This window comes from Sodalis sp. dw_96 (genome assembly GCF_018449575.1).
Taxonomy (GTDB): domain Bacteria; phylum Pseudomonadota; class Gammaproteobacteria; order Enterobacterales; family Enterobacteriaceae; genus Acerihabitans.
In genome coordinates, this window is record NZ_JAAVUT010000027.1 from 39,760 (window position 1) to 60,938 (window position 21,179).

The following is a 21,179-nucleotide window of genomic DNA, read 5'->3' on the forward strand; positions in this document are numbered from 1 at the left end:
TAACCACACGCTAGTGTGGTTATTTTTTGGTCTCCTTTCGTTTGGGATGAACGACGTGCGCTATTTCTTTTTATTGGTGGTGTGCTTTCTGGTGGCCGCGTGCAGTCCAGCGCAACAAGGTATTGGCGAGACGTTCAAAGTAGCTGTGTTCGGCACGCCCGATGTGGTAATGACACCCGAACAGATTCGGGACCTTCCGTATGCCAGCATGTATGCCAGGGTCAATAAGGGCTCACAGATTTTTGTCGTTCTGGCCTACGCCGAGAATGGCTTCCTGAAGTGGGTCACCCGCGATAAGGCCATGCTTGTCACCCATAACGGCCGGTTGGTAAAAACCCTGGGTTTAACCGACAACCTCCTTGAGGTGACCAATCTGACCACGGATCCGCTGGCTCAGGCCAACAGGATTACCGACGGCACCGAATGGACCCGCGTTCAGTCCTGGACCCAAGATAAGCAATCGTATTCCGCCACCTTTATTTCCCGGTTCAGTCTCGAGGGTAATGAAACCTTGACTGTGCTGAACGTCCCCCATACCTATCGCATCATTGATGAAGATGTCACCGTGGCGGAATTAAATACCCATTATCGCAACCGTTTCTGGATCGATCCAAGCACCGGCGCCGTGGAAAAAACCCAACAATTTATCGGACCGGATTTCTTCCCGATTGAAACCATCACTTTAAACCCTTATAAGCCATGAAAAAACGACTCTTACTGCTAGTGAGTTTGTGTGCTGGTTTTATTGCGTCCGCCTCTGCCGACAGCCGGGTGGCTATCTATTTACCGGGACAGTCCCAGGCCGTTATGGTCAATGGCGCAACCCACCTGGAACAAATTGCGCTCAATCCGGCGCTGGCGGGCCATACCTGGTGGCCCGGCACCGTCATTGCCGAAAAACTGGCTACCGCCGCACAGCTGGAGCAGCAACGGCAACTGGTGGCCCGCCTGGGGGCGTGGAGCGCTGAACTTAGAGAGGATAATGACGACGGGCTGGCAAATTCCGTTGATCAGGTGCGTAGCCAGATTGCCGGATTGAGAGTCACCGGCCGCCAGTTCGTCTCCATGGATCCGGATGTCATCCGGCTGGAAGACGGGGCCGATCATAAATTAAGCGGCGATTATACGGTGTATGCACTGGCGCGGCCCACCAGTGTCCATGTCTTCGGCGCGGTAACGCCCGCCGGGTCGCAGCCTTATCAGGTGGGTAGCGATGTGGACGATTATCTGGACACTCATGAGCGTTTAGACGGCGCCGAAAAAAGCTACGCCTGGCTAATCCAACCCGATGGCCAATACCGGCAGGTTCCGGTGGCTTACTGGAATCGGCGCCATAACGAAGCGGCGCCGGGCAGTATTATTTTTGTCGGTTTTTCTTCCTGGTCATTACCCAGTGCTTATCAGGGCTTAAATGAACAAATCGTTTCCTTGTTGACTCACCGGATCCCTGACTGATGAAAAAAAAATATCTTTTCAGCATCATCGCGTTGTCAGTGGCCTCCGCTTGCCAAGCTGAGCCTTATACCGAGCCGCTGGGGCCTTCGCAGATGGACCAGGGCGGCGTCGGCCTGTTGCAGACTCCTACCGCCCGCATGTCGCGGGACGGCGAATTCAGCCTCAACTACCGGGACAACGATCAGTATCGTTTCTGGTCGGCCAATATTCAGCTGTTCCCCTGGCTGGAAACCACCCTGCGTTACACCGATGTCCGAACCCGCCTGTACAGTAATGACCCGAATTTCAGCGGCTCGCAAACCTATAAAGACAAAGGCATCGATGCCAAGGTGCGCCTGTGGGAAGAGGGTTATTATTTGCCTGAAGTCTCTTTGGGCATCCGCGATTTCGGCGGTACCGGCCTGTTCGACAGTGAATTTGTGGCCGCCAGCAAGGCCTGGGGCCCGTTTGACTTCTCCATCGGCCTTGGCTGGGGTTATTTGGGTACCAGGGGGAACGTTAAAAATCCTTTCTGCGAAATTTCAGACAAATATTGTTATCGCAACAATAGCAATAATACCGCTGGCTCGTTTAACACCGGCGTCTTTTTTCACGGTCCCTCGGCGGTATTCGGCGGCGTGGAGTACCAGACGCCGTGGCAACCGCTGCGCCTGAAGCTGGAATACGAAGGCAATAATTACCAGGACGATTTTGCCGGCGATTTGAAACCGAAAACGCCGGTGAACGTCGGGGCGATCTATCGGATCACCAACTGGGCGGATGTCAATCTCAGCTATGAACGCGGCAATACCATGATGTTCGGGTTTACCCTGCGCACCAATTTTGACGATTTGCGCCAACGGCACCTGGACAGCGAAAAACCGGCCTATCAGCCCCATGAGCAGTCCGATATGTTGCAGCACCAGATTGCGGCGCAGCAGCTGGAGGACCTGAACAGCAATGCGGGTTATACGGCGCCGCACATCCAGGTCAAGGGCAACACCATGTATATGACCGGCCAACAGGATAAATACCGGGATGGCTCGGAGGGCGTGGATCGCGCCAACCGTATCCTGGTGAATAATCTGCCGGCCAATATCGATACCCTTAAAGTGACCGACACCCGGTTGAACATGCCGATGGCCACCACCGAGACCGACGTCAAGAGTTTGCAGAATACCTTGAGCGGTTATCCGCTTGGGCAAGAGAAGCCGCTGATACAGCGCCGTACCGAACCGGATGTCCCGGAGCATGCCGAACAGGGCTATTATATTGACCGTAATCGCCTGGAATTGAGCTGGTCTCCGGTACTTAATCAGTCCGTCGGCGGTCCCGAAGACTTTTACATGTACCAACTCGGCGTGGAAGGCACCGCCAGTTATTGGATGACCAATCATTGGGTCACTTCCGGCAGCGTGTTCGGTAATATCATCAACAACTACGATAAATTCAACTTTACCAATCCGCCCAGTGATTCCCACCTGCCGCGGGTTCGTACCCGGATCCGGGAATATGTCGGTAATGACGTCTACATCAGCAATCTGCAAACCACGTATATGCAAGGTTTGGGTGACGGCTGGTACGGTCAGTTATATGGCGGTTACCTGGAGATGATGTACGGCGGTGTCGGCGGTGAAGTGTTATACCGGCCGCTGGATGCTAACTGGGCGGTGGGGCTGGACGGCAACTACGTCAAGCAGCGCGACTGGAATGATATGATGCAGTTCGCCGACTACAGCGTCGCCACCGGCAACCTGACCGGTTACTGGCAACCCAGCTTCATGAACGGGGTGCTGGTGAAAGCCAGCGTGGGGCGTTACCTGGCTAAAGACAAAGGCGTGACGTTCGATATCTCACGGCGCTTTGACAGCGGAATAACCGCCGGCGCGTTCGCCACCTTCACCAACGTTTCCAAAGAAGAATATGGCGAAGGGTCATTCACCAAGGGATTCTATCTGTCGATACCGTTGGATTTGTTCACGGTGACACCGAACCGGACCAACGCTCAGCTCAATTGGGTACCGCTGACCCGCGACGGCGGACAAATGGTCGGGCGTAAATACTACCTTTACGGCTTAACCGAAGAGCGTACTCCAGCCTTGCACTAAGGTTCCGGCGATGTAGGTTATCCGCACGGTCATGGCCTCCCCCGGGAGGCCATTTTATTGACTTGCCGGCTGCCGCGGGCGATATTGGCGAAGGGATATCCCCATCCGATAATTCTCCCGCCGCAGACAGGTCATTAAGCCGAAGTTCTGGGCTACAATAATGACACCCGCTACTTTTCAAACAATGGGGAACGGATGACGGATGATCCTTATATCTCATTACTGGCATCTATCCAATGGTTAACCGCTGAGTCACCGCAGCCTAATCCCACTGAGCGCGATTGGCTGATGGAGTGTGGTTCGATGACCCGGCGCCTGGAGCGCCACTGCCGGCGGATAAGCGTGCGGCGCGGATGGGAGGGTTTGGTCACCGCCGATGAGTCGGGCGATGAACTTGCCTTGCTGCCCGCCAGCGAGCGTTACTGGCTGCGGGAGGTGGTACTGTACGGCGATGACGCGCCTTGGCTGGCGGGCCGTATGGTGATACCGGAATCGATGCTGAACGGGCCGGAGTATGCGCTTACAACTTTGGGGGATATGCCGTTGGGGCGATGGTTGTTCCGCGACGGTATACCGGCCCGCGACTACATACAATTGGGACGGACCGGGAGTTTGTGGGCGCGTCGCTCTTGCTTGCGTCCGAATGGAAAGCCTTTGTTATTGACCGAATTGTTTTTACCCGATGCCCCGCTGTATGGTTAAGAGCGGCGGCATTTTGATGAAGTAAAGGAGAGAAAAGTGGAACACAGCGCCACAATGGGCAAATGGCAGGCCTGGTGTCGGTTGATGCGCATTGATAAACCCATTGGTTCTCTGTTGTTACTTTGGCCGACATTATGGGCTCTTTGGCTGGCGGGACGGGGCACCCCGAATGTCGGCATTCTGATGGTTTTTATATTTGGGGTCTTTTTAATGCGTGCCGCCGGGTGTGTGGTGAATGATTTCGCCGATCGTAAAATTGACGGCCAGGTTAAGCGTACCGCGTCTCGTCCATTGCCCAGCGGACACATCAGTGAAAAAGAAGCGAAAGTCCTGTTTTTGTTATTGGTCACCGCGTCCTTCGGCCTGGTGCTGACCCTGAATACCATGACCATATTTTTGTCGGTGGCCGGATTGGTCCTGGCGTGGGTTTATCCGTTTATGAAGCGGGTAACCCATTTACCGCAGTTGGTATTGGGTGCGGCGTTCGGCTGGTCAATACCCATGGGATATGCCGCAGTAAGTGAGTCCTTACCACTTTCATGCTGGCTGTTATTCGCCGCGAATGTATTGTGGACCGTGGCTTATGACACACAATATGCCATGGTGGACCGGGATGATGATATTCGTATCGGCGTAAAATCCACCGCTATTCTGTTCGGGCGCTATGACAGGCTTATCATCGGCGTTTTACAAGCCGCTACCCTGTTGTTATTGGTTGTGCTGGGACGGCGCTTAGGGTTGAACGGTATTTTCTATACCGCATTGGCGCTGGCGGGGGGACTGTTCGTTTATCAGCAAAAGCTCATTGCCGGACGTGAACGACAGGCTTGTTTCAAAGCCTTTTTGAATAATAACCTGGTGGGCATGGTGATTTTTCTCGGCATCGCGCTGAGCCTGCTCGTCACGGCTAACAAGTAATCATCCGCAGCCGCAGCCGCAACCATAGTCGCAGCCATATTCGCAGTTAACGGCTCACCGGCCGCGGACATCCTTATACAGCGGTCCCTGCCGGTTTTGCGCCAAAACCGGCAGGGACCGCCGATAATGCTTAGTGTATTATTCCGGCAACGGCAGGGGTTGAAGTCCGGGGGCGGCAACCAGCAGGCTGGCGCTTTCTATGGTCAGTTGCACTTCCGGCGTCATCAGTTCACCGAGTATCCCGCTCATTTCAAGCACTTTTTCTCTAATGGCATCGCCGCTGTCGCTGATGTAGTTCTCATCGCGGAGCGTCGCCACCAGCGTGGTAAATACCGCTTTATCGAAAAACTCAGGCGCATTGATACCATGCAATACCGAGAGTCGCTGGGCCATGATCCGGCTCTCTTTCTCCAGCGTGCCCCGATTGATTTGGGGGTTAAAGCGCAATAACGAGAACGTAATGGCATAACGCTGGAGGGTTTCCCGTATCCCCGCGGCCAATAATTGCAAAGTATGGGCGCGGACCGGGTTAAGCAATAATTGTTGCGCTTCCTCGATAATCAATCCCTGCCGAAGCAGTTCTTCAATCAGCGCGTCGATGACCGGGCCGAGATCCTCCGTCTCATAGTGCATAAACAGTTCCGCTTTAAGCAGCGGATAGAGCAGGTGGCTATAGTGTAATAATGTAGCGCGGTCGATGCCGGGATGGCCGATAACGATGCTGGCTACCAGCGACGGCAGGATAAATAAATGCTGGATGTTATTACGGTAGTAGGTCATCAGCACCGCTTGTTCCCGCGACAAATAGATGATATCGCCGATGGTGTCCTGCTCGACGTTAAATTTGTTCATCGCCAGGGCGTGCTCCAGCAACCCTTCCGCCGTGGTATCCGGAATGGTCACATCCGCTGCGTAGGGAACGTTGCGCATCAGCTCCAGATAGCAAGTCAGCTGGTGCAGCAATTGTTCACGTGTTAACGAACGCTGACGGGAAGCCAGCAACACCGTTGAACAAAGATTGATGGCATTCGCCGCGGCGGCGTTATTGATGCGTACCATGATTTTGCCGGCGATATCGTCCACAGCCGGCGCCAGCCAGCCGGGACGCTGGGCTTCGATAGGATCAATGGAGTCTCGCCACTGCGGCACGGACTGGCTCAGATAGGCGCTCAGGGACAAAGGCTCGCCGAAGTTGACATAACCTTGGCCCAGATTGCGTAATTTACGCAGCCCGCGCAGCATCTGCAGAAATCCCTCTTTTTCCTTGGTGGCGCCGCGCAATTCCTTGGCATAGGTGGCCACCTCCATGACATGTTCATAACCGACATAAATCGGCACCAGGGTAATGGGGCGGTTGCCTCCCCGCAGCATGGCCTGGATGGTCATGGTCAGCGTGCCGGTCTTGGGTTCCAGCAGGCGTCCGGTGCGAGAGCGCCCGCCTTCCATAAAATATTCCACCGAATAGCCGCGGGTGAAGAGTTCCCCCAGGTATTCACGGAAAATGGTGGAGTAAAGTTTATTGCCTTTGAACGTTCGGCGGATAAAAAATGCCCCCAGGCGCCGGAAAATCGGGCCCGCCGGCCAAAAGTTCAGGTTAATGCCGGCGGCGATATGCGGCGGCACCAGGCCCTGGTGATAAAGCACATAGGACAGCAGCAGATAATCCATATGGCTGCGGTGGCAGGGAACATAGACGATTTCGTGGCCGTCTTCAGCCAACTGCCGTACCCGCTCGGCATTGCGGACATGCAGTCCTTGATACAGGCGATTCCAGGTCCAACTCAAGATACGATCCGATAAGCGAATGGCCTCATAAGAAAAATCCGCCGCAATCTCCTCCATCAGCTGGATGGCGGTCTGCTGCGCTTTATCGGTTGAGATCTTTTTACTGCGGGCTTCATCTTCGATGGCTTTTTCGATGGCTTTTGACGCCAGCAGCTTATTGAATAAATCCTGGCGCACCGGCAAACGCGGTCCCACCGCCACAAGGCGCTGGCGGGCAAAATGTATCCGGGCGACCCGGGCCAGCTTTTGCGCAATGGTCTTATCCGTACCGTGTTCCGTCGCCATATACCGCATTGACAGCGGACTGGAAAAGCGGACGAAACTGTCACGCCCCAGCCAGAGAATCGCGATGAATTTTTGAAAACCGTTTAACAGCCGCAGCTGCGGAGTCGGATGGTTTGGCTGTGCTTCACGCCCCGGGGCACGACCGAACATCACGGAGACCGGCACCATTTGTACGTCGAGACGCGGATTATTACGGTGTAAATCCAGGTAGTTATGGAATAATTTAACCGACTCCGGCTTTTCGGTGAAATAGGAAAAAACCCGCGGGCCGTCGTTGATAAAGACATAACGCGGCAGGCTTACCCCGTCAATTTCCAGCGGGATTAACGGATCCGGCAACCCGAGCTTTAAGCATTGCCCGCGCAGGGTAAGCAAGTCCGCTTTGGAATTATAAGGTAACACGTACATCATGGCCCGCATTGGATCCAGGCCGGTTTCTTCCCGTGGATTAGCCGGAATAACCTTACTTTTCACCAATAATTTTATCGGCAAATCCAATAATGCATAATAAATGTTACGCCAACCTGACATATCTTTGTGAAGCCTCTTGTTAGCATTGCGGCACAAGAATACCAGAAACCGCGCAACAGATCTGTGGTGATGAGAACGCAAAGAACCGGTAATATGGGCGCAATTTTCCTAAAGCGCGCAAATTTATGGCAAACCAAATTAGTGGACTTAAACGTATCTATAAAGCCATGGGATATTCATTTCAAGGATTTTCCGCGGCCTGGCGTCATGAAGCCGCTTTCCGTCAGGAAGCGGTGATGGCCGTCCTGGCGATTGTTCTTGCATATTATCTCGAATCCGACCCCATTTCGCGTATTTTATTGATTGGCTCGGTGTGGCTGGTACTGGTGGTTGAAACCATCAACAGCGCCATAGAAGCGGTGGTAGACCGCATCGGACCCGAGCTGCATCCCCTTTCGGGGCGGGCGAAGGATCTCGGTTCGTTGGCGGTTACGCTTGCCATCATTTTGGCGGCCTGGATCTGGATAAGCCTGTTGTGGCGGTTGGTGCAATGATGTCTTTTCTATATGGCAGTGAAATAAGGCCGTTTTTATCGTGTTTTGCAGCACAGAAGGTTTTCAATTGAGCTCGACCTGTATATACTCACATAAAGACTGTATAAACAAACAGGGGACGGAATGAAAGCGTTAACCGCCAGACAACAAGAGGTTTATGAACTTATCCGCGATCACATATCGCAAACCGGCATGCCGCCGACGCGCGCGGAGATCGCCCAACAGCTGGGGTTCCGTTCTCCAAATGCCGCCGAAGAGCATCTGAAGGCGCTGGCACGCAAAGGGGCGATTGAAATTGTCTCCGGCGCTTCCCGCGGGATCCGTTTACTGATTGAGGAAGAGAGCGGTTTGCCCCTGATTGGCCGCGTGGCGGCGGGTGAGCCATTATTGGCGGAGCAGCATATTGAAAGCCATTACAAAATTGATCCCGATTTGTTCAAACCTCATGCGGATTTTTTGCTGCGCGTCAGCGGCATGTCGATGAAAGATATCGGCATTATGGATGGAGATCTTCTGGCGGTGCATAAAACGCAGGATGCGCGTAACGGCCAGGTGGTTGTCGCACGGATTAACGATGAGGTCACGGTAAAGCGCCTGAAAAAGCAAGGCAATATCGTTGAGCTTTTACCTGAAAACAGTGAATTCTCTCCTATCGTGGTGGATTTACGTCAACAGGAGCTCACCATCGAAGGCTTGGCGGTGGGTGTCATTCGCAACGGCAATTGGATCTAACCTTGAGTCTTCTGTTGCGTTAATGTGTTGGTGACTCGTTTTACCGCATTCTCCCCCGGTATGGTTTTCGGCACAGGTTATACCCAACATAATTCGGGTTGCAGGAAGGCGGCGACGCAGCGACCAATCCGCCTGGAGCAGATCAGAACGCTGCTGGCAGCAGCCAGAGGGACTAGGCCCAGGGAAGGGCCGAGTATAATCAACGCTCCTGCAACGTGAAGTATGTCGGGATTATCACTGTTGGCGGCGGTGGTATTTTGGAGGAGCGAATACGCTTCGTTCTGTACCGATGACATTCTTCAAGGATGACGTTCTATACAGATGACGTTCTTCACGAAGGGCGTTCTTTATAGATGGCTTTTTTTAGTGATAAATTGTACCGATCAATAACCTTGTCGTCATTTAATCAATCCGCGCCCAAATCCCCCTTACAGGCCATCATCCGGCAAATAGGAAAACGCATTTTTTTCATATCTTGTTACATTTGAGACCATTAACTTCCCCTACGCTAACTGCTGTTTTATATCGTCTTCTGGCAAAAATTACGGGTATTAGTGCCGTAATGGCGTCAAATCCTCTGCGAAATAAACCTTTCACCAAATCCGCTGCTATACTTATTCTCATAGGGTTAGCTTACAAATTAACGTTGTTAGTTATTTTCTTTAACGAATCCGATTATTCATTACCTCTTATATTCAGGTTAATGATTAAAATTCCTCATTAAACGATAGCGAAGGAGTTTTACAATGAATACTGACCAAGCAAGCGGCAACTGGAAGCAATTCAAGGGTAAAATGAAAGAACAATGGGGCAAACTTACTGATGATGATTTGACCGTTGTTGAAGGGAAGCGTGACCAGTTAATCGGTAAAATTCAAGAACGTTATGGTTACGGCAAAGAAGCAGCGGAAAAGGAAGTCAAGAATTGGGAAACTCAGAACAAATATCGCTGGTAGTGGAATGACTTAATTGCCGGCTTATTATCACGATTATTAGAAAATTAATTATGTTATGGGTTCCTACCCAAAGGTACAAGGATGTACCACCCGTTTCATACCTTACGTACCTCACGCCCGCCAACTTATGTAGCTATATTGATATTACCTTTTCTTAATGGCCATGCTATGGTCATGCTCACAGTGATGCAGCCTATCGCAGGCCTGTACCTCGGAACACTTCACGCAAAAACCATGTGCTTCAACAACGTTATGCCGCATGGCAAAACCGGCAGCACGAGCCATTCGCTGTAAAATCTCCTCAATGCCCTCGGTGGATTGCTCGGTGACTTGTCCGCAGCGATCGCAGATGAAAAAAGCCGATGTGTGGCTGGGTTCTTCAAAATGATGGCATAAAACAAAACTGTTGGTTGACTCGACACGATGGATAAATCCCTGTTCCATCAGGAAATCCAGCGCACGATAAATGGTCGGTGGTTTGGCCTGGGGTTCAGTGGCCCGCAAGAGATCAAGCAGGTCATAGGCGCTTATGGCACCTTCCTGTTGCGTCATCAGGCGTAATACTTCGAGCCGTTGCGGCGTCAGGCGCACATTCCTTTGTTCACACAATTGTTCAGCCTGACTGAGCAATTGCGAACTAGTCATGCTTTTCATAGAGAATCCCCGTAGCTTATCTACTCATCATCTTACCATGATGGCGGTAAAATACCGAATCCAGGCATGTCGTCTGAACTTAATTTCCGCATTTCCGGTATAAAATTCCAAGCATAGCATTCCAGGCTAGCTGCAAAACAGCATGGACATGATATTTCAGGCGATCAGGCGTGGCCTGCGATATTCAATTCCCGGGGGGAATGGATATTGATGCCTTCCGTGACGCTGTTGGCAATGGTCATTAAGTGATAAATAACCTGTTTGTTGCTTGCCCGGGTTTTCCGCTTAATATTTATTTTATGGGAAGAAAGGGTTTTTTCTTTAATATGTAAATGCGAGCAAATATGTATCGTATCGTAGCCGGACATCCACATGGTGAGGATTTCTGCTTCCGTTTTACTAAAGCGCAGTGGTGAAAATCCCAACTTGTTATTATCATCCAGCCATGTTCTGACATCCAGATAGTAACGGATAATCATATTGATAGTGCTGATTTTGATAAATTTCGATGTGATAATAACATTTTTTTTAATTGGGATGAAATCATAGAATTTTATGCTTTCATTACCAATAAAGATAAAAAAGAGCGTCGCGGGGTGTTGCTCAATTACGGACTTAAGCTCCTCATTATCGTGCTGATATTGAAAATAATTCTGATTGATAAATATAATGGAGGGAGATGCGGTTTCGCATTTTTTCCTCAATGTTGACAAGCTATCCAGTGTACGAATACTTCCTTTGACACCATTTGCGCCAAGAGAGCTTTTCAACGCATATCTGGTGTATGCGCAAGGATCAAGAATAAACACTGTCATAATAATCGCGGTATCTATAGTTAATGTTATTGAAAGGGAGAGAGTGCTTTTAGGCGTTCTATAAATTTTCTTTGGAATACGAAAAACATTACTTATGGTATTTGTTTATCATCTGCTTGTTCGGTTAAAAATGATCTTTCTTTGTCTGCTTTCCCTAACATGCAAAATTAAGCTGATTATGGCTAACATCAGCAAAATCGTGATAAGCACGCTGTAAATGATCATAGGTTAACCTTTCACTCAATAATTACGAAGGGGATGCGCTAAATCCATGTGATAGAGGATTATGACGAGTTTGTAAATCGCCATTAAAGCCATTGGGACGGAATGTATGTTATTTGGCACGCAGTGTGATATTTTTCAAAAAAAACTTATCGAATGTTAATACTTCGCTGCTAAAGCGCGGTTTCGGTACCATGCGCCGACGGTCCTAAAGCGGGCAAAATTTTCTCCCGTCACCGCCTGGCTTCACGTCCGCCTGGCTGGAAACAGCCTCATTTTGTGTGCTCAAAAAACGCGGTGTCATTTTATGCCAGACGCACTGAGGAGAGGTTTGAATATGATGGGGAAATAACTATTAATAAAAATTTTCTTTGCTCGTTTTTATTGAAAATGCATAGGTCATAATTGAGATAATATATATGTTTGGACAGGGGGAAGAGCCTGTTAAAAAATACCAGGCTTATCCGTTTTAGGTGTTTTGCTTTAAAGGCTACACTCTTCCCTGCTGCAGGGAGATTAAATCAACTTGGGTAAAAATCTCTTGGAACAGGTGAAGCATCTTTTCGCTTTGGCTGTCACTCCAGCCGCCGTGGCGGGCGTTATCACGGAATTTTTCCGCCAGCTCTTCCGGCGACAGCGGCTGTTGCGCGCCTCCACGCATCCAGGGCTGCACATGCTCATACACGGTGCCGTCGTTCATCGTTGCCCGCAGGTGGCCGGTGAACTGTGCCGGGTAGGGATTTTGCGGATCTATTTCATAGCGGATTTTTTTTGCCAGCGCCAGCACCGCGGGATCGTTTATTCTTGCCGGGGTGAATTGCCCCAACCCGGCACGGCCGTCATAAAAACCCACGGCCATGCAAAACGGCGTGCTGAATTTTGCCGCATAGGCGGTGGGAGGGCGATGTTTGACCGCCAAATCCTCCCACAGCCGGTGCACGGTGCCTTCTCCCACCCGGCAGACAATATCACGGATATCGGCAGGATTGATTTTCCGGCGCGCCAGGGCGATGGCGCAATCGATATAGGGCTGGGTCATGGTGCCGCATGCATAAGGCTTGAAGGCGATGGACTGCATCAGCCAGTCTTGCTCAAGGCCGGATAAGAGCGGGGCGAAATCAGGCGTGACCGAAGGTGCGAAGGCCTGAAAAAAACCATGGCGCCCTTCGAGCACGGTACGGGGTCCGTCTAATCCTCCCCTGGCCATCAAGGCGGCGCGAATGCCCGATTGCGCAGCCCAACCGGCGTGCATGCGTTTGGTGGAGGTCCCTTCGGCCAGGTATTCGATAATCCCGGACGCCATGCTTCCGGCAATACCCAGTGCCGATGTTGTCTGTCCGAAATCCAGCCGCAGCGCCGCCGCAACGGCTCCCGCCGAGGCAACGGAGCCGATGGTTGCCGTGGGATGGAACCCCGCGCGATGGATGGCTTTTGGCGCCACCAGGCTAAGACGGCACATTAACTCCGCTCCCACGGCAATGCCCCGCAACAATGCTTCCCCGGATAACCCTTCACGTTCGCAAATCGCCATTACCGCCGGCACAATCACCGCTCCCGAATGAACCGGGCCGCCCTCAAAGGTGTCGTCATAATCCTCACCATGGGCGGCGGTGCCGTTCACCAGAGCGGCATCATAAGCTGTCAGCCCTCCCGGCAGTCCCAATACAGTACATAAACCGCTGCCGTCCGTCGACGACAGGGCGGACTGTACGTAATATTCACGTCGCGCGGCAATGCATAGGCCCATCACATCCATCAACAGCAGGCGCGCGGTGTCTACCGTTTTTTGCGGATAGCCACGGGCATCCTGGGACAGGATCCAATGGGCAAGCCGTTCGGCAATAGAGCTATTATCCATATTGCGACCATTCATAAGGTTTACACTCCCGGTGCAGAATGTGATCGACTAAGGCATCGCGCGCGCTAAAGCGCTGCTTATAGAATACGGCCCGCGCACTTTTACATCGGCATGTCTTCTCGCGTGCTAAAGCGCCGAATGTTGCGCGCTGCAGGCGCGCTGATACCCTTGTTGAATATGCTGACGCATGGTGCGGGCAACGGCATCGGGGTCCCGTGCCGCCAGCGACGCTAAAATCATACGGTGTTCGGCATGGGAAGCCTGTGAGCTTCCGGATAAGGCAAGGCCTTGCATCCGTATTAAATGCATACGGTTGATAACCTGGCGATAAAGCGTCAACAATGTGGCATTGCCCGCCATTGCCACCACCCGGTCGTGGAAGGCGATATTTAATAAAAAATAATTATTCACATCGTCATGCAGCGAACTGGACTCCAACTGGTCCAGCATTCCGTGTAATTCCCGCAGCTGATCCTCAGTAATAATCAACGCCAGACGGCGACCGGCGATGACATCAAGGCCGGCGCGCACCTCATAAAGTTCGGCGGCTTCCTGTTCGGAAATGTCCCTGATCCAGGCGCCCCGGTTTTTTTCCAGTGACACCAGTCCGGCCTCTTCCAAGGCGCGGAAAGCTTCTCTTACCGGACTGCGGCTGATTTGCAAATGCTCGGCCAGCTCCATTTCATTGAGTTTCATCCCGGCCACCAGTTGCCGGGTTTTGATACGGCGCAGGATCTCTTCCTGCACCAGATCACAAAGGGTTGACGAACGTAATACCATAATGGAATCAGCTGTATTAGACATAAATTCGCCTGTGATGAGATGGGTTTTCAAGGGAGAAACGCGCCGCCATTGGCATGGATGACTTGCCCGGTCAGGTAACGGGCGTGGGGGCCGCTGAGGAAACGCACCAGATCGGCAATATCCTCCGGCGTGCCGCGTCGTCCCAATAAGGTGTTGTGAACCGCATGATGGGCGGGTTCGGTATTACCCGCCGCCGCGCCGCGGGTGGTATTGATCATGCCCGGCACCACGCAATTCACCGTAATGCCGTCGGCGCCCAAATCATGGGCAAGGGCGCGGGTTAATCCCAGCAGCCCGGCTTTGGCGGCCATGACATGCGCCCGGCCCGATGATCCCGCATGGGCGGACATGCCGCCGATATTGATAATGGAGCCTTTGCCGGACTGTCGCAGCGCCGGTAAGGCCGCGCTTGCACACAGGTAAGCGCCATCTAGAATCACCGACAATACCTCGCGCCACTGCGCCCAGTCCAATTGAGCAAAAGGGACTTCGCGGCGTATAGCGGCATTGTTGACCAAAATATCAATTCTGCCGAAGCGGTTTTGCGCTGCGGTCATTAAATCCCGGGCGCCCTCCGGTTCGCTGATATCGGCAAGAAACAATAACCCTTGCCCGCCCTGACGTTCAATTTCATGGACCACTTCTGCCGCCGCTTCGGCGGATTGCTTGGCGTTGACCACCACCGCCGCACCCGCCGCCGCCAGTTCAAGGGCTATCGCCCGGCCAATATTACGGGCCGCGCCCGTCACCACCGCCACCTGGCCACTCAGTTCTCCGGACATTGATTGCCCTCCGCCTGTATCATTAACGTTGTTATATTCCCTGACCTACCAAAGCTAAAAGAATATCGTCGACGTCGGGGTAAAGCTTAGCGTCGCTCCCCTTGAGTCATGGCCGACAGTTCCGCCATATTGCGGCATGACTCGATGTCCCAGCATGCCCGTAATAGCGCCGCCGCCTGATCCTGTCCTACTATCGGTACCACCAGGTCATTAAACTTGTTATTCAAATCCCGCTCGGTCATCGGTCTGGCCGCGCTGCCTATGGCATGTTCAACAAATATTTCAAGGCGTCGGCCGTTATGCAATCTGATGACGATATGCGCGGCATCGGCAGCCAGGGCGGGATCGATGACGGCGCTGACTCTATCCCTTAATGCCATGATTTGTTCATCCTGTACCGCCGCATTGCTGTATTGCGCTTCACCGGCCCGCCCCTGGATCAGTGCCACGGCGGCGGAGTGATAGACGCTGAACTTACCGTCAAGACCGGTTTTCGGCGTGCGCTTGCCGGTTAATTCCAGCACCAAGGGATGAACCCGCAGTTCTATGCCGTCGATGTCGGCGGCTTGCAAAGAGTGTTCATCGCGTAGCTGCAGACAGCCGTCAATCACCGGATGGATCACGATGCCGCAGGCGAAAGGTTTGAAGGTGTTCAGCAGGCTTTCATGACGCTCCCCCAATCCTTCGGTTATCTCCGCCAGGTTGCGATGGGTGCTGGTCACGTTGGCCCAGCCCCGTTTTGCCTCGATGCCCTGTTCCGAACTGGTGTAACCCTTCGCCGCCAGCAGCGCGGCCGTCAAACCGTTTTGCGCCGCCCGTCCCGGATGAAAGCTTTTGGTCATGGTGCCGAACATTTCCCGCAGCCCCACCGGTTGCGACGCGGCCAGGCCCAACGCCCACACCATTTGTTGCTCATCAAGCCCCAACAGTTTTCCCGCCGCCGCCGCCGCGCCAAACACACCCGCCGTGCCGGTGATATGCCAGCCGATATCATAATGGTCCGGATAAACCGCGTTACCGATGCGGCACTCCGTCTCGATGCCCAGTATCAGGGCATGGATGAACTCCGCGCCGCTGATGCCGCGAAATTCCGATAGCGCCATAATGGCTGATGCCACCGGACCCGCCGGGTGGATGACCGTTTTAAGATGGGTATCATCATAGTCAAAAACGTGGGAGGCGATGCCGTTGAGCAACGCCGCCGTCATGATGTCCGTACGCGTATTCCGACCAAGCAGAGAAGCCTGTTCCGCTCCTGCAAAGGGCGCGAGGGCCGAGTAAGCCATATCCACCGCCGGATGCCCGCTTCCCCCGACGGCGCAGCCCAGCCAGTTAACGAAAGAACAGATGCCGTGGATGCGGACTTTTTCCGGCAAATCCCCCGCCCTGGATGCCACCAGATAATGGGCCAAGACGCGAGTAACGCCTTCATCGGCTCTCATCGCAGCCTGTTGAGAATCAGGAAATGACATAAACTGCTCCCCTATAAACAAATGAACGGATATATTGCATATTGTCGACAATATTCGATGGTTTAGGAAATTCTGTAAAGTAAATTTTCCAAATCTGTTACATAGATCAGATAATAATCGTCAGGAAAGCGAGCGATAAAGTTTAGCAGCGACGGCAGATAAAGGCGTCAGGTCATGGGTAGCCCTCGTGAAAACCGTATAAATGGTTTGAAGGGGGGCTCTGGTAATGGCGGCGGGCAGCCGATTTTATATGCTATCATGCCCTTTGTATTTTTATCCCGTAGGTCTCGTTCAACTGGGCCGGGGGTGCTGTTAAAGCCACTACGATAAATGGTCCGAAATGCTCGACAATACTACATTCCCGCAATGCTCTCCCGGCCGGCTTCAACCGGTAACGGCTCAATTCCCCTCCCAGCGCTTCTCCGTCGCGCCGATGCTGGATGGGATGCACTGGCTATAAAATTCAACACGTTAAAATGTTATGGGGTGCTATTGGGGTGCTGATGCCTGCAATAATCACCCCAAAATATGCGTTTATCTGGCTCGGGCCAGTTCAACTTTTGCCGCTTCTCGCCGCTTATATTTGAGCCGCTCCAGTTCGTCCTGAGCTTCTTGGCGACGTTTATCGATAAAATCAGCCAGGTCTTGGACGTGAATTTGCCGAGGTGCTTTTTGGCTGTCCCCGATACGAAAGGTCGGGATCGGCAGGTCACCGGCGCCAGCTTTTTTATCTGCAGTCGCGGGTTTCATACCAAGATATCTCTCGGCGACATCAGATATCTTCAATGCTCTGTCCTTGTTCGCACTGAAATGAAGAGTTACGAGCAGTAATAGCCACTTGTTCATATGCTTCAAGAAGATGAATACTTGTATTAAATATTAGAAAATCGGTTTTATTTTCAAGTAAATTCATGCGGTTATCTCCTTTAATTTGCCGTTGTGGTTATGATTACTCCAGTAGAGATTCCTTGCCGGAAAAGTGCAGATTAGCCCCTGGCGGGGCTGCATCTTAGAGCGTCAACTGTTCCGGACGGCATCCGTACAACGCCGCCAGCTTTTCGCGGGTTTTTTTCTGGGGTTTCGAGTCCACAGATTCCCACTGTGAAACAGCGGATTGTGTGGTTTCGAGTTTCTCAGCCACGTCATACTGTGACAGCCCGGAGTGAATGCGCCAGGCGGCCAATAGGCTGACGTCCTGTTTGACCATGATGGACACGACTTCACCGGGTACTGTTTCGTCGTCGTGTTCGTCGGCCTGGTAGGGAACATCTTCCCAGCCATCACTGAGCAATTTTTCATACTCAGCGATGGGCAGCACGACAAACTGAGGTTTGCCGGCGGTATCATTGATGTATTGAATTTTAGACATATTCGGGTTTCTCTGTTTTCGCGTTATGTCGTCTATGAGGAAACTGGCGGGTTTCCCCGCCTAATAGGTTGTTGAGGTTCTACGCTTCACTGCCTGAATTGTGCAGATTACCGGCTCACCATCGTCAATCTGGAAAATAACTCTGTAATCGCCAACCCTCATTCGGTACTGGTTATCTGTCGCCTGGAGCTTTTTGATATCGAGTTGAACCTGGGGGAAAGCGGTTAAACTATTTACCTTTTCTTCAATGGTTTTTCGGTATCTGGTATCAATCGAAAGCAGTTGCTTCAATGCTTTCCTAGACCATCGGACCTTTACCATATTTCCTCGTTTTTTAAAGAGCATATCCGCTTGGGATGATTAGATAATAAGATAATTATCTAATATCGTCAACCTATATCTAATTATTTATCTAATTAAATTCGGCCTCTTTGCCAAATCTGACGAACAGACTAAATGATCCCGCGCCTACGGCATCGGGGCCGATCCTCATTACCAAATAACTACCCTCGGGACATCGAGGAGGCCGGAGCATGCTTAAAATGCCTGAAAAAATAACGACCGTCGGGGCGTATTCGTCATCTGGCCTACTGATTGCGCTGGGGAAATTCATTGATTGGTTTCGCCATGTCGACTGGAGTCAGGCAGCGATCATTATCGGGATAGTGATCGGTATCGCTACTTATTTCACGAATCTCTATTTCCAGCGCCGCCAGACCAGGGCGATTGAGGCGGCGGCCCGCGAGGGTAAGACGATTATTCCGAGGCCAGAATAATGGCTATGTCGCCCGCTCTACGGAAAAGCGTCCTGGCCGCTGCTGCTGGTGGCGCCATTGCCATCATGGGCGTTTATCTCCCTGGCCCAAATGGCGTAGAGGGAACCCGGCATTACGCCTACAAAGACGGTGCTGGAGTGGAAACTATATGCGACGGCCACACGGGTAAGGACGTCATTCCCAGCAAATATTATTCCGACTCTGAATGTGTTGCGCTATTACAGAAAGATCTGGCACCCGTCAAAAAAACGGTTGATAGCGAAGTGAAAGTCCCGATAGACGCGTTCGAGCGGGCGGCCCTCTATTCCATGGCATTTCACAACGGCATTGGCGCGTTCCGCAAGGGGATGAGAAATTCAAAAAGACCCTCTCGTTCAAGGAAAAATCAGATCTTTACTTGGGGTACGCTTCTGACGCCTTGCGTGCAAAAATGCAGCAGTACTACGGCCCCGTCTGGCAGGCTCAGCAGCTGAACGATGATGTCAATAAGATCCGTGTTCAACCCCCTGCTTACAATTCACAGAGCAACGGCGGCGGGCAGGGTGGAAACCTCTTTCCGCAACTTGAGGCTAAATATCAGCTTCCTTCAGGGTTGCTCAATCGAGTCTACCAAGCAGAGTCTGGCGGAGGAAGGCACCTTTATTCACCCAAAGGTGCAGAGGGGCCGTTTCAGTTTATGCCAGAAACAGGCGCGCAGTATGGATTAAATAATCGTGAAGACAGGCTGAACCTAAACAAATCTTCAGAAGCTGCCGCTCATCTATTATCTGATTTGTTAATCCGGTATCAGGGGGATGTAGCTAAAGCCGTAGCTGCATATAATGAGGGTGGACAGAATGTGGATAAGTATGGTTTGGCAAGAATGCCCGCTGAAACCAGAAACTATCTAGACAAAGTGTAAGCGTCAACTCACTGGCGTATTGACGCTTATCCGGCAGATAATGTGAGGTTCCACGGCAGGAGATCTTTGATTTTGTTGATGGGATGATCCGCGATAACCGCCAGCACATGGCGCAGATACGCTTCCGGCTCAACGCCGTTCAGTTTGCAACTGCCGATAAGCGTATACATCAGCGCCGCCCGGTCGCCGCCGCTGTCCGAGCCCATGAAGAGATAATTTTTCCGGCCCAGGCTCACCATCCGCAGCGCGTTTTCGGCGATATTATTATCGATCTCCGCCCAGCCATCGGTACTGTAATAACACAGTGCCTGCCAGTGGTTCATCAGGTAGTTGAACGCCTTCGCCGTATCGGCCTGGCGCGATAACGTCGTTAACTTTTCCCGGATCCAATGCTCCAGGCTGGTGAGTATCGGCCGGGAGCGCGTTTCGCGCACCTGCCTTCGTTCTTCGGCCCCACACCCCCGGATGTCGGCTTCGATTGCATACAGTTCACCGATCCGCTGCAGGGCCTCGGCGGTGGTCGGCGACGGGGTACGCACGTGGATATCATGGATTTTGCGCCGGGCGTGGGCCATGCAGCCGACTTCACGGATATGGCCTTCCTCATACAGCGGATTGAAGCCCGCGTACGCATCCGCCTGCAACAGTCCGCTGAACCCGGCCAGATGCGTTTGCGGGTGAACCCCCTTGCGGTCCGGGCTGTAGGCGAACCACACCGCGGGCGGAAGTCGCGAACCGGCATTGCGGTCGTCGCGCACATAGACCCACAGCCGGCCGGTTTTCGGCTTGCCTTTGCCCGGTTGCAGCACGTCCACCGGCGTGTCGTCGACGTGCACTTTGCCCGTATTCATCACATAGTCGCATACCGCGTCGGCCAACGGGGCCAGCAGATTGCGGCACAGCCCCACCCAGCCGGCCATCGTGGCCCGGCTCAGTGTGACGCCCTGGCGGGCGAAAATTTCCGCTTGCCGATACAGCGGCAGGTGCTCCGCGTATTTCGCCGTCATCACGCGCGCCAGCAGGCCGGGACCGGCGATGCCGCGCTCGATGGGACGCGACGGCGCCGGCGCCTGGACGATAACGTCGCAGCGGGCGCAGGCCTTCTTTTTACGCCGGGTTTTTATCACCTTGAACGCGCTTTTAATCAGTTCCAACTGCTCGCTGACGTCCTCACCCAGCGGCTTGAGGTCACCGCCGCAGGCGGGACAGGCCGGCTCCTGCGGCTCCAGACAGCGTTCTTCGCGCGGCAGGTGTGCCGGCAAGGGGTGACGGGGCGAAGAGGGGCGTACCGCCGCCGGGTCAGCGACCCGCGCGGACGGGACGTTATCGTCCGTCAGCAGCGCTTCAAGGCGATTTTCCAGCTGGACTATCTGCCGCCCGGCCTTTTCCGAGCTGCGCCCGAAGTACAGACGACGCAGTTTTGCCAGTTGCGCTTGCAGATGGTCGATTTCCGCTTTACGTGCGTTAAGGTTGTCGTGCAGGGATGCGATGGTCGCCTGTTGTTGCGCGACCAAGGCCCGCAGTGCAGGCACATCATTGGGCAGGGCATGGTTTTTCGTTTTCATGCCGGGATGGTAAGGG

The 21,179-nt window shown here is 52.8% G+C and carries 23 protein-coding genes; 11 read left to right on the plus strand and 12 right to left on the minus strand.

What is annotated here, in order from left to right; translation table 11 throughout:
* The first annotated feature begins 55 nt into the window (after positions 1–55).
* The 5 genes from HB631_RS24365 to ubiA all read left to right on the plus strand — a co-directional run bounded on the left by HB631_RS24365 (position 56) and on the right by ubiA (position 5,162).
* Positions 56–703: a YjbF family lipoprotein gene (locus HB631_RS24365; RefSeq protein WP_213993771.1), complete on the plus strand. Its 648-nt coding sequence runs from the start codon at positions 56–58 to the stop codon at positions 701–703.
* Positions 700–1,455 carry a capsule biosynthesis GfcC family protein gene (locus HB631_RS24370; RefSeq protein WP_213993772.1) on the plus strand — a complete coding sequence of 252 codons (756 nt, stop codon included), beginning with the start codon at positions 700–702 and terminating at the stop codon, positions 1,453–1,455. The genes HB631_RS24365 and HB631_RS24370 overlap by 4 nt, the downstream gene beginning before the upstream one ends.
* The gene (locus HB631_RS24375) at positions 1,455–3,542 is read left to right on the plus strand and encodes a YjbH domain-containing protein (protein WP_213993773.1); all 2,088 of its coding nucleotides are present in this window, start codon (positions 1,455–1,457) and stop codon (positions 3,540–3,542) included. Before HB631_RS24370 ends, HB631_RS24375 begins: the two co-directional genes overlap by 1 nt.
* Positions 3,543–3,737: 195 nt before the next feature.
* Positions 3,738–4,244 carry a chorismate lyase gene (ubiC, locus tag HB631_RS24380; protein ID WP_213993774.1) on the plus strand — a complete coding sequence of 169 codons (507 nt, stop codon included), beginning with the start codon at positions 3,738–3,740 and terminating at the stop codon, positions 4,242–4,244.
* Between the two features lie 54 nt (positions 4,245–4,298).
* The gene (gene ubiA, locus HB631_RS24385; protein WP_213993800.1) at positions 4,299–5,162 is read left to right on the plus strand and encodes a 4-hydroxybenzoate octaprenyltransferase; all 864 of its coding nucleotides are present in this window, start codon (positions 4,299–4,301) and stop codon (positions 5,160–5,162) included.
* A 138-nt stretch (positions 5,163–5,300) separates the two neighbouring features.
* On the opposite strand, the gene plsB is transcribed toward ubiA, so the two are convergent.
* Complete coding sequence (plsB, locus tag HB631_RS24390) at positions 5,301–7,763, minus strand: glycerol-3-phosphate 1-O-acyltransferase PlsB (RefSeq protein WP_213993775.1); 2,463 nt, start codon at positions 7,761–7,763, stop codon at positions 5,301–5,303.
* Between the two features lie 125 nt (positions 7,764–7,888).
* Here plsB and HB631_RS24395 point away from each other — a divergent pair, with 125 nt between their 5' ends.
* From HB631_RS24395 to HB631_RS24405, 3 genes are all read left to right on the plus strand, one after another.
* On the plus strand, positions 7,889–8,257 hold the full coding sequence (locus HB631_RS24395; RefSeq protein ID WP_213993776.1) for a diacylglycerol kinase: 369 nt from the start codon (positions 7,889–7,891) through the stop codon (positions 8,255–8,257).
* Positions 8,258–8,380: 123 nt separating this feature from the next.
* Positions 8,381–8,989: a transcriptional repressor LexA gene (gene lexA, locus HB631_RS24400; RefSeq protein ID WP_213993777.1), complete on the plus strand. Its 609-nt coding sequence runs from the start codon at positions 8,381–8,383 to the stop codon at positions 8,987–8,989.
* Between the two features lie 746 nt (positions 8,990–9,735).
* Positions 9,736–9,945: a CsbD family protein gene (locus tag HB631_RS24405; protein ID WP_213993778.1), complete on the plus strand. Its 210-nt coding sequence runs from the start codon at positions 9,736–9,738 to the stop codon at positions 9,943–9,945.
* Positions 9,946–10,089: 144 nt separating this feature from the next.
* Here the strand turns inward: HB631_RS24405 and zur are convergent, their stop codons facing one another.
* The 10 genes from zur to HB631_RS24450 form a co-directional block, all read right to left on the minus strand.
* On the minus strand, positions 10,090–10,599 hold the full coding sequence (gene zur / locus HB631_RS24410; RefSeq protein ID WP_213993779.1) for a zinc uptake transcriptional repressor Zur: 510 nt from the start codon (positions 10,597–10,599) through the stop codon (positions 10,090–10,092).
* Between the two features lie 164 nt (positions 10,600–10,763).
* A complete protein-coding gene (gene rcsA / locus HB631_RS24415) occupies positions 10,764–11,414 on the minus strand; it encodes a transcriptional regulator RcsA (RefSeq protein WP_213993780.1) in 651 nt (216 codons plus the stop codon).
* Positions 11,415–12,126: 712 nt separating this feature from the next.
* Positions 12,127–13,509, minus strand: a complete 1,383-nt coding sequence (locus HB631_RS24420) for an MmgE/PrpD family protein (RefSeq protein WP_213993781.1) — start codon at positions 13,507–13,509, stop codon at positions 12,127–12,129.
* Positions 13,510–13,620: 111 nt separating this feature from the next.
* Positions 13,621–14,298 (minus strand): FCD domain-containing protein, encoded by a 678-nt coding sequence (locus tag HB631_RS24425; protein ID WP_213993782.1) that lies wholly within the window; start codon positions 14,296–14,298, stop codon positions 13,621–13,623.
* A 26-nt stretch (positions 14,299–14,324) separates the two neighbouring features.
* A complete protein-coding gene (locus HB631_RS24430; protein ID WP_213993783.1) occupies positions 14,325–15,080 on the minus strand; it encodes an SDR family NAD(P)-dependent oxidoreductase in 756 nt (251 codons plus the stop codon).
* A gap of 86 nt (positions 15,081–15,166) precedes the next feature.
* Positions 15,167–16,552, minus strand: coding sequence for an MmgE/PrpD family protein (locus tag HB631_RS24435; RefSeq protein ID WP_213993784.1), 1,386 nt, complete (start codon positions 16,550–16,552; stop codon positions 15,167–15,169).
* 534 nt (positions 16,553–17,086) lie between these two features.
* On the minus strand, positions 17,087–17,338 hold the full coding sequence (locus tag HB631_RS24440; protein WP_255557263.1) for a pyocin activator PrtN family protein: 252 nt from the start codon (positions 17,336–17,338) through the stop codon (positions 17,087–17,089).
* Entirely contained in the window at positions 17,325–17,465 is a 141-nt protein-coding gene (locus HB631_RS27180; RefSeq protein WP_255557264.1) for a hypothetical protein, read from the minus strand. The genes HB631_RS24440 and HB631_RS27180 overlap by 14 nt, the downstream gene beginning before the upstream one ends.
* A 96-nt stretch (positions 17,466–17,561) precedes the next feature.
* The gene (locus tag HB631_RS24445; protein WP_213993786.1) at positions 17,562–17,921 is read right to left on the minus strand and encodes a helix-turn-helix transcriptional regulator; all 360 of its coding nucleotides are present in this window, start codon (positions 17,919–17,921) and stop codon (positions 17,562–17,564) included.
* 60 nt (positions 17,922–17,981) lie between these two features.
* Positions 17,982–18,242, minus strand: coding sequence for a type II toxin-antitoxin system RelE/ParE family toxin (locus HB631_RS24450; protein ID WP_213993787.1), 261 nt, complete (start codon positions 18,240–18,242; stop codon positions 17,982–17,984).
* Positions 18,243–18,454: 212 nt separating this feature from the next.
* Between HB631_RS24450 and HB631_RS24455 the strand changes: the two genes are divergently transcribed.
* The 3 genes from HB631_RS24455 to HB631_RS24465 are packed head-to-tail and all read left to right on the plus strand — an operon-like array spanning position 18,455 to position 19,598.
* The gene (locus tag HB631_RS24455) at positions 18,455–18,697 is read left to right on the plus strand and encodes a phage holin (RefSeq protein ID WP_213993788.1); all 243 of its coding nucleotides are present in this window, start codon (positions 18,455–18,457) and stop codon (positions 18,695–18,697) included.
* Positions 18,697–19,170, plus strand: a complete 474-nt coding sequence (locus HB631_RS24460; protein WP_255557266.1) for a glycoside hydrolase family protein — start codon at positions 18,697–18,699, stop codon at positions 19,168–19,170. Before HB631_RS24455 ends, HB631_RS24460 begins: the two co-directional genes overlap by 1 nt.
* On the plus strand, positions 19,128–19,598 hold the full coding sequence (locus HB631_RS24465; RefSeq protein WP_213993789.1) for a lytic transglycosylase domain-containing protein: 471 nt from the start codon (positions 19,128–19,130) through the stop codon (positions 19,596–19,598). Before HB631_RS24460 ends, HB631_RS24465 begins: the two co-directional genes overlap by 43 nt.
* A gap of 26 nt (positions 19,599–19,624) precedes the next feature.
* Here the strand turns inward: HB631_RS24465 and HB631_RS24470 are convergent, their stop codons facing one another.
* A complete protein-coding gene (locus HB631_RS24470; protein WP_213993790.1) occupies positions 19,625–21,163 on the minus strand; it encodes an IS66 family transposase in 1,539 nt (512 codons plus the stop codon).
* Positions 21,164–21,179: the final 16 nt, after the last annotated feature.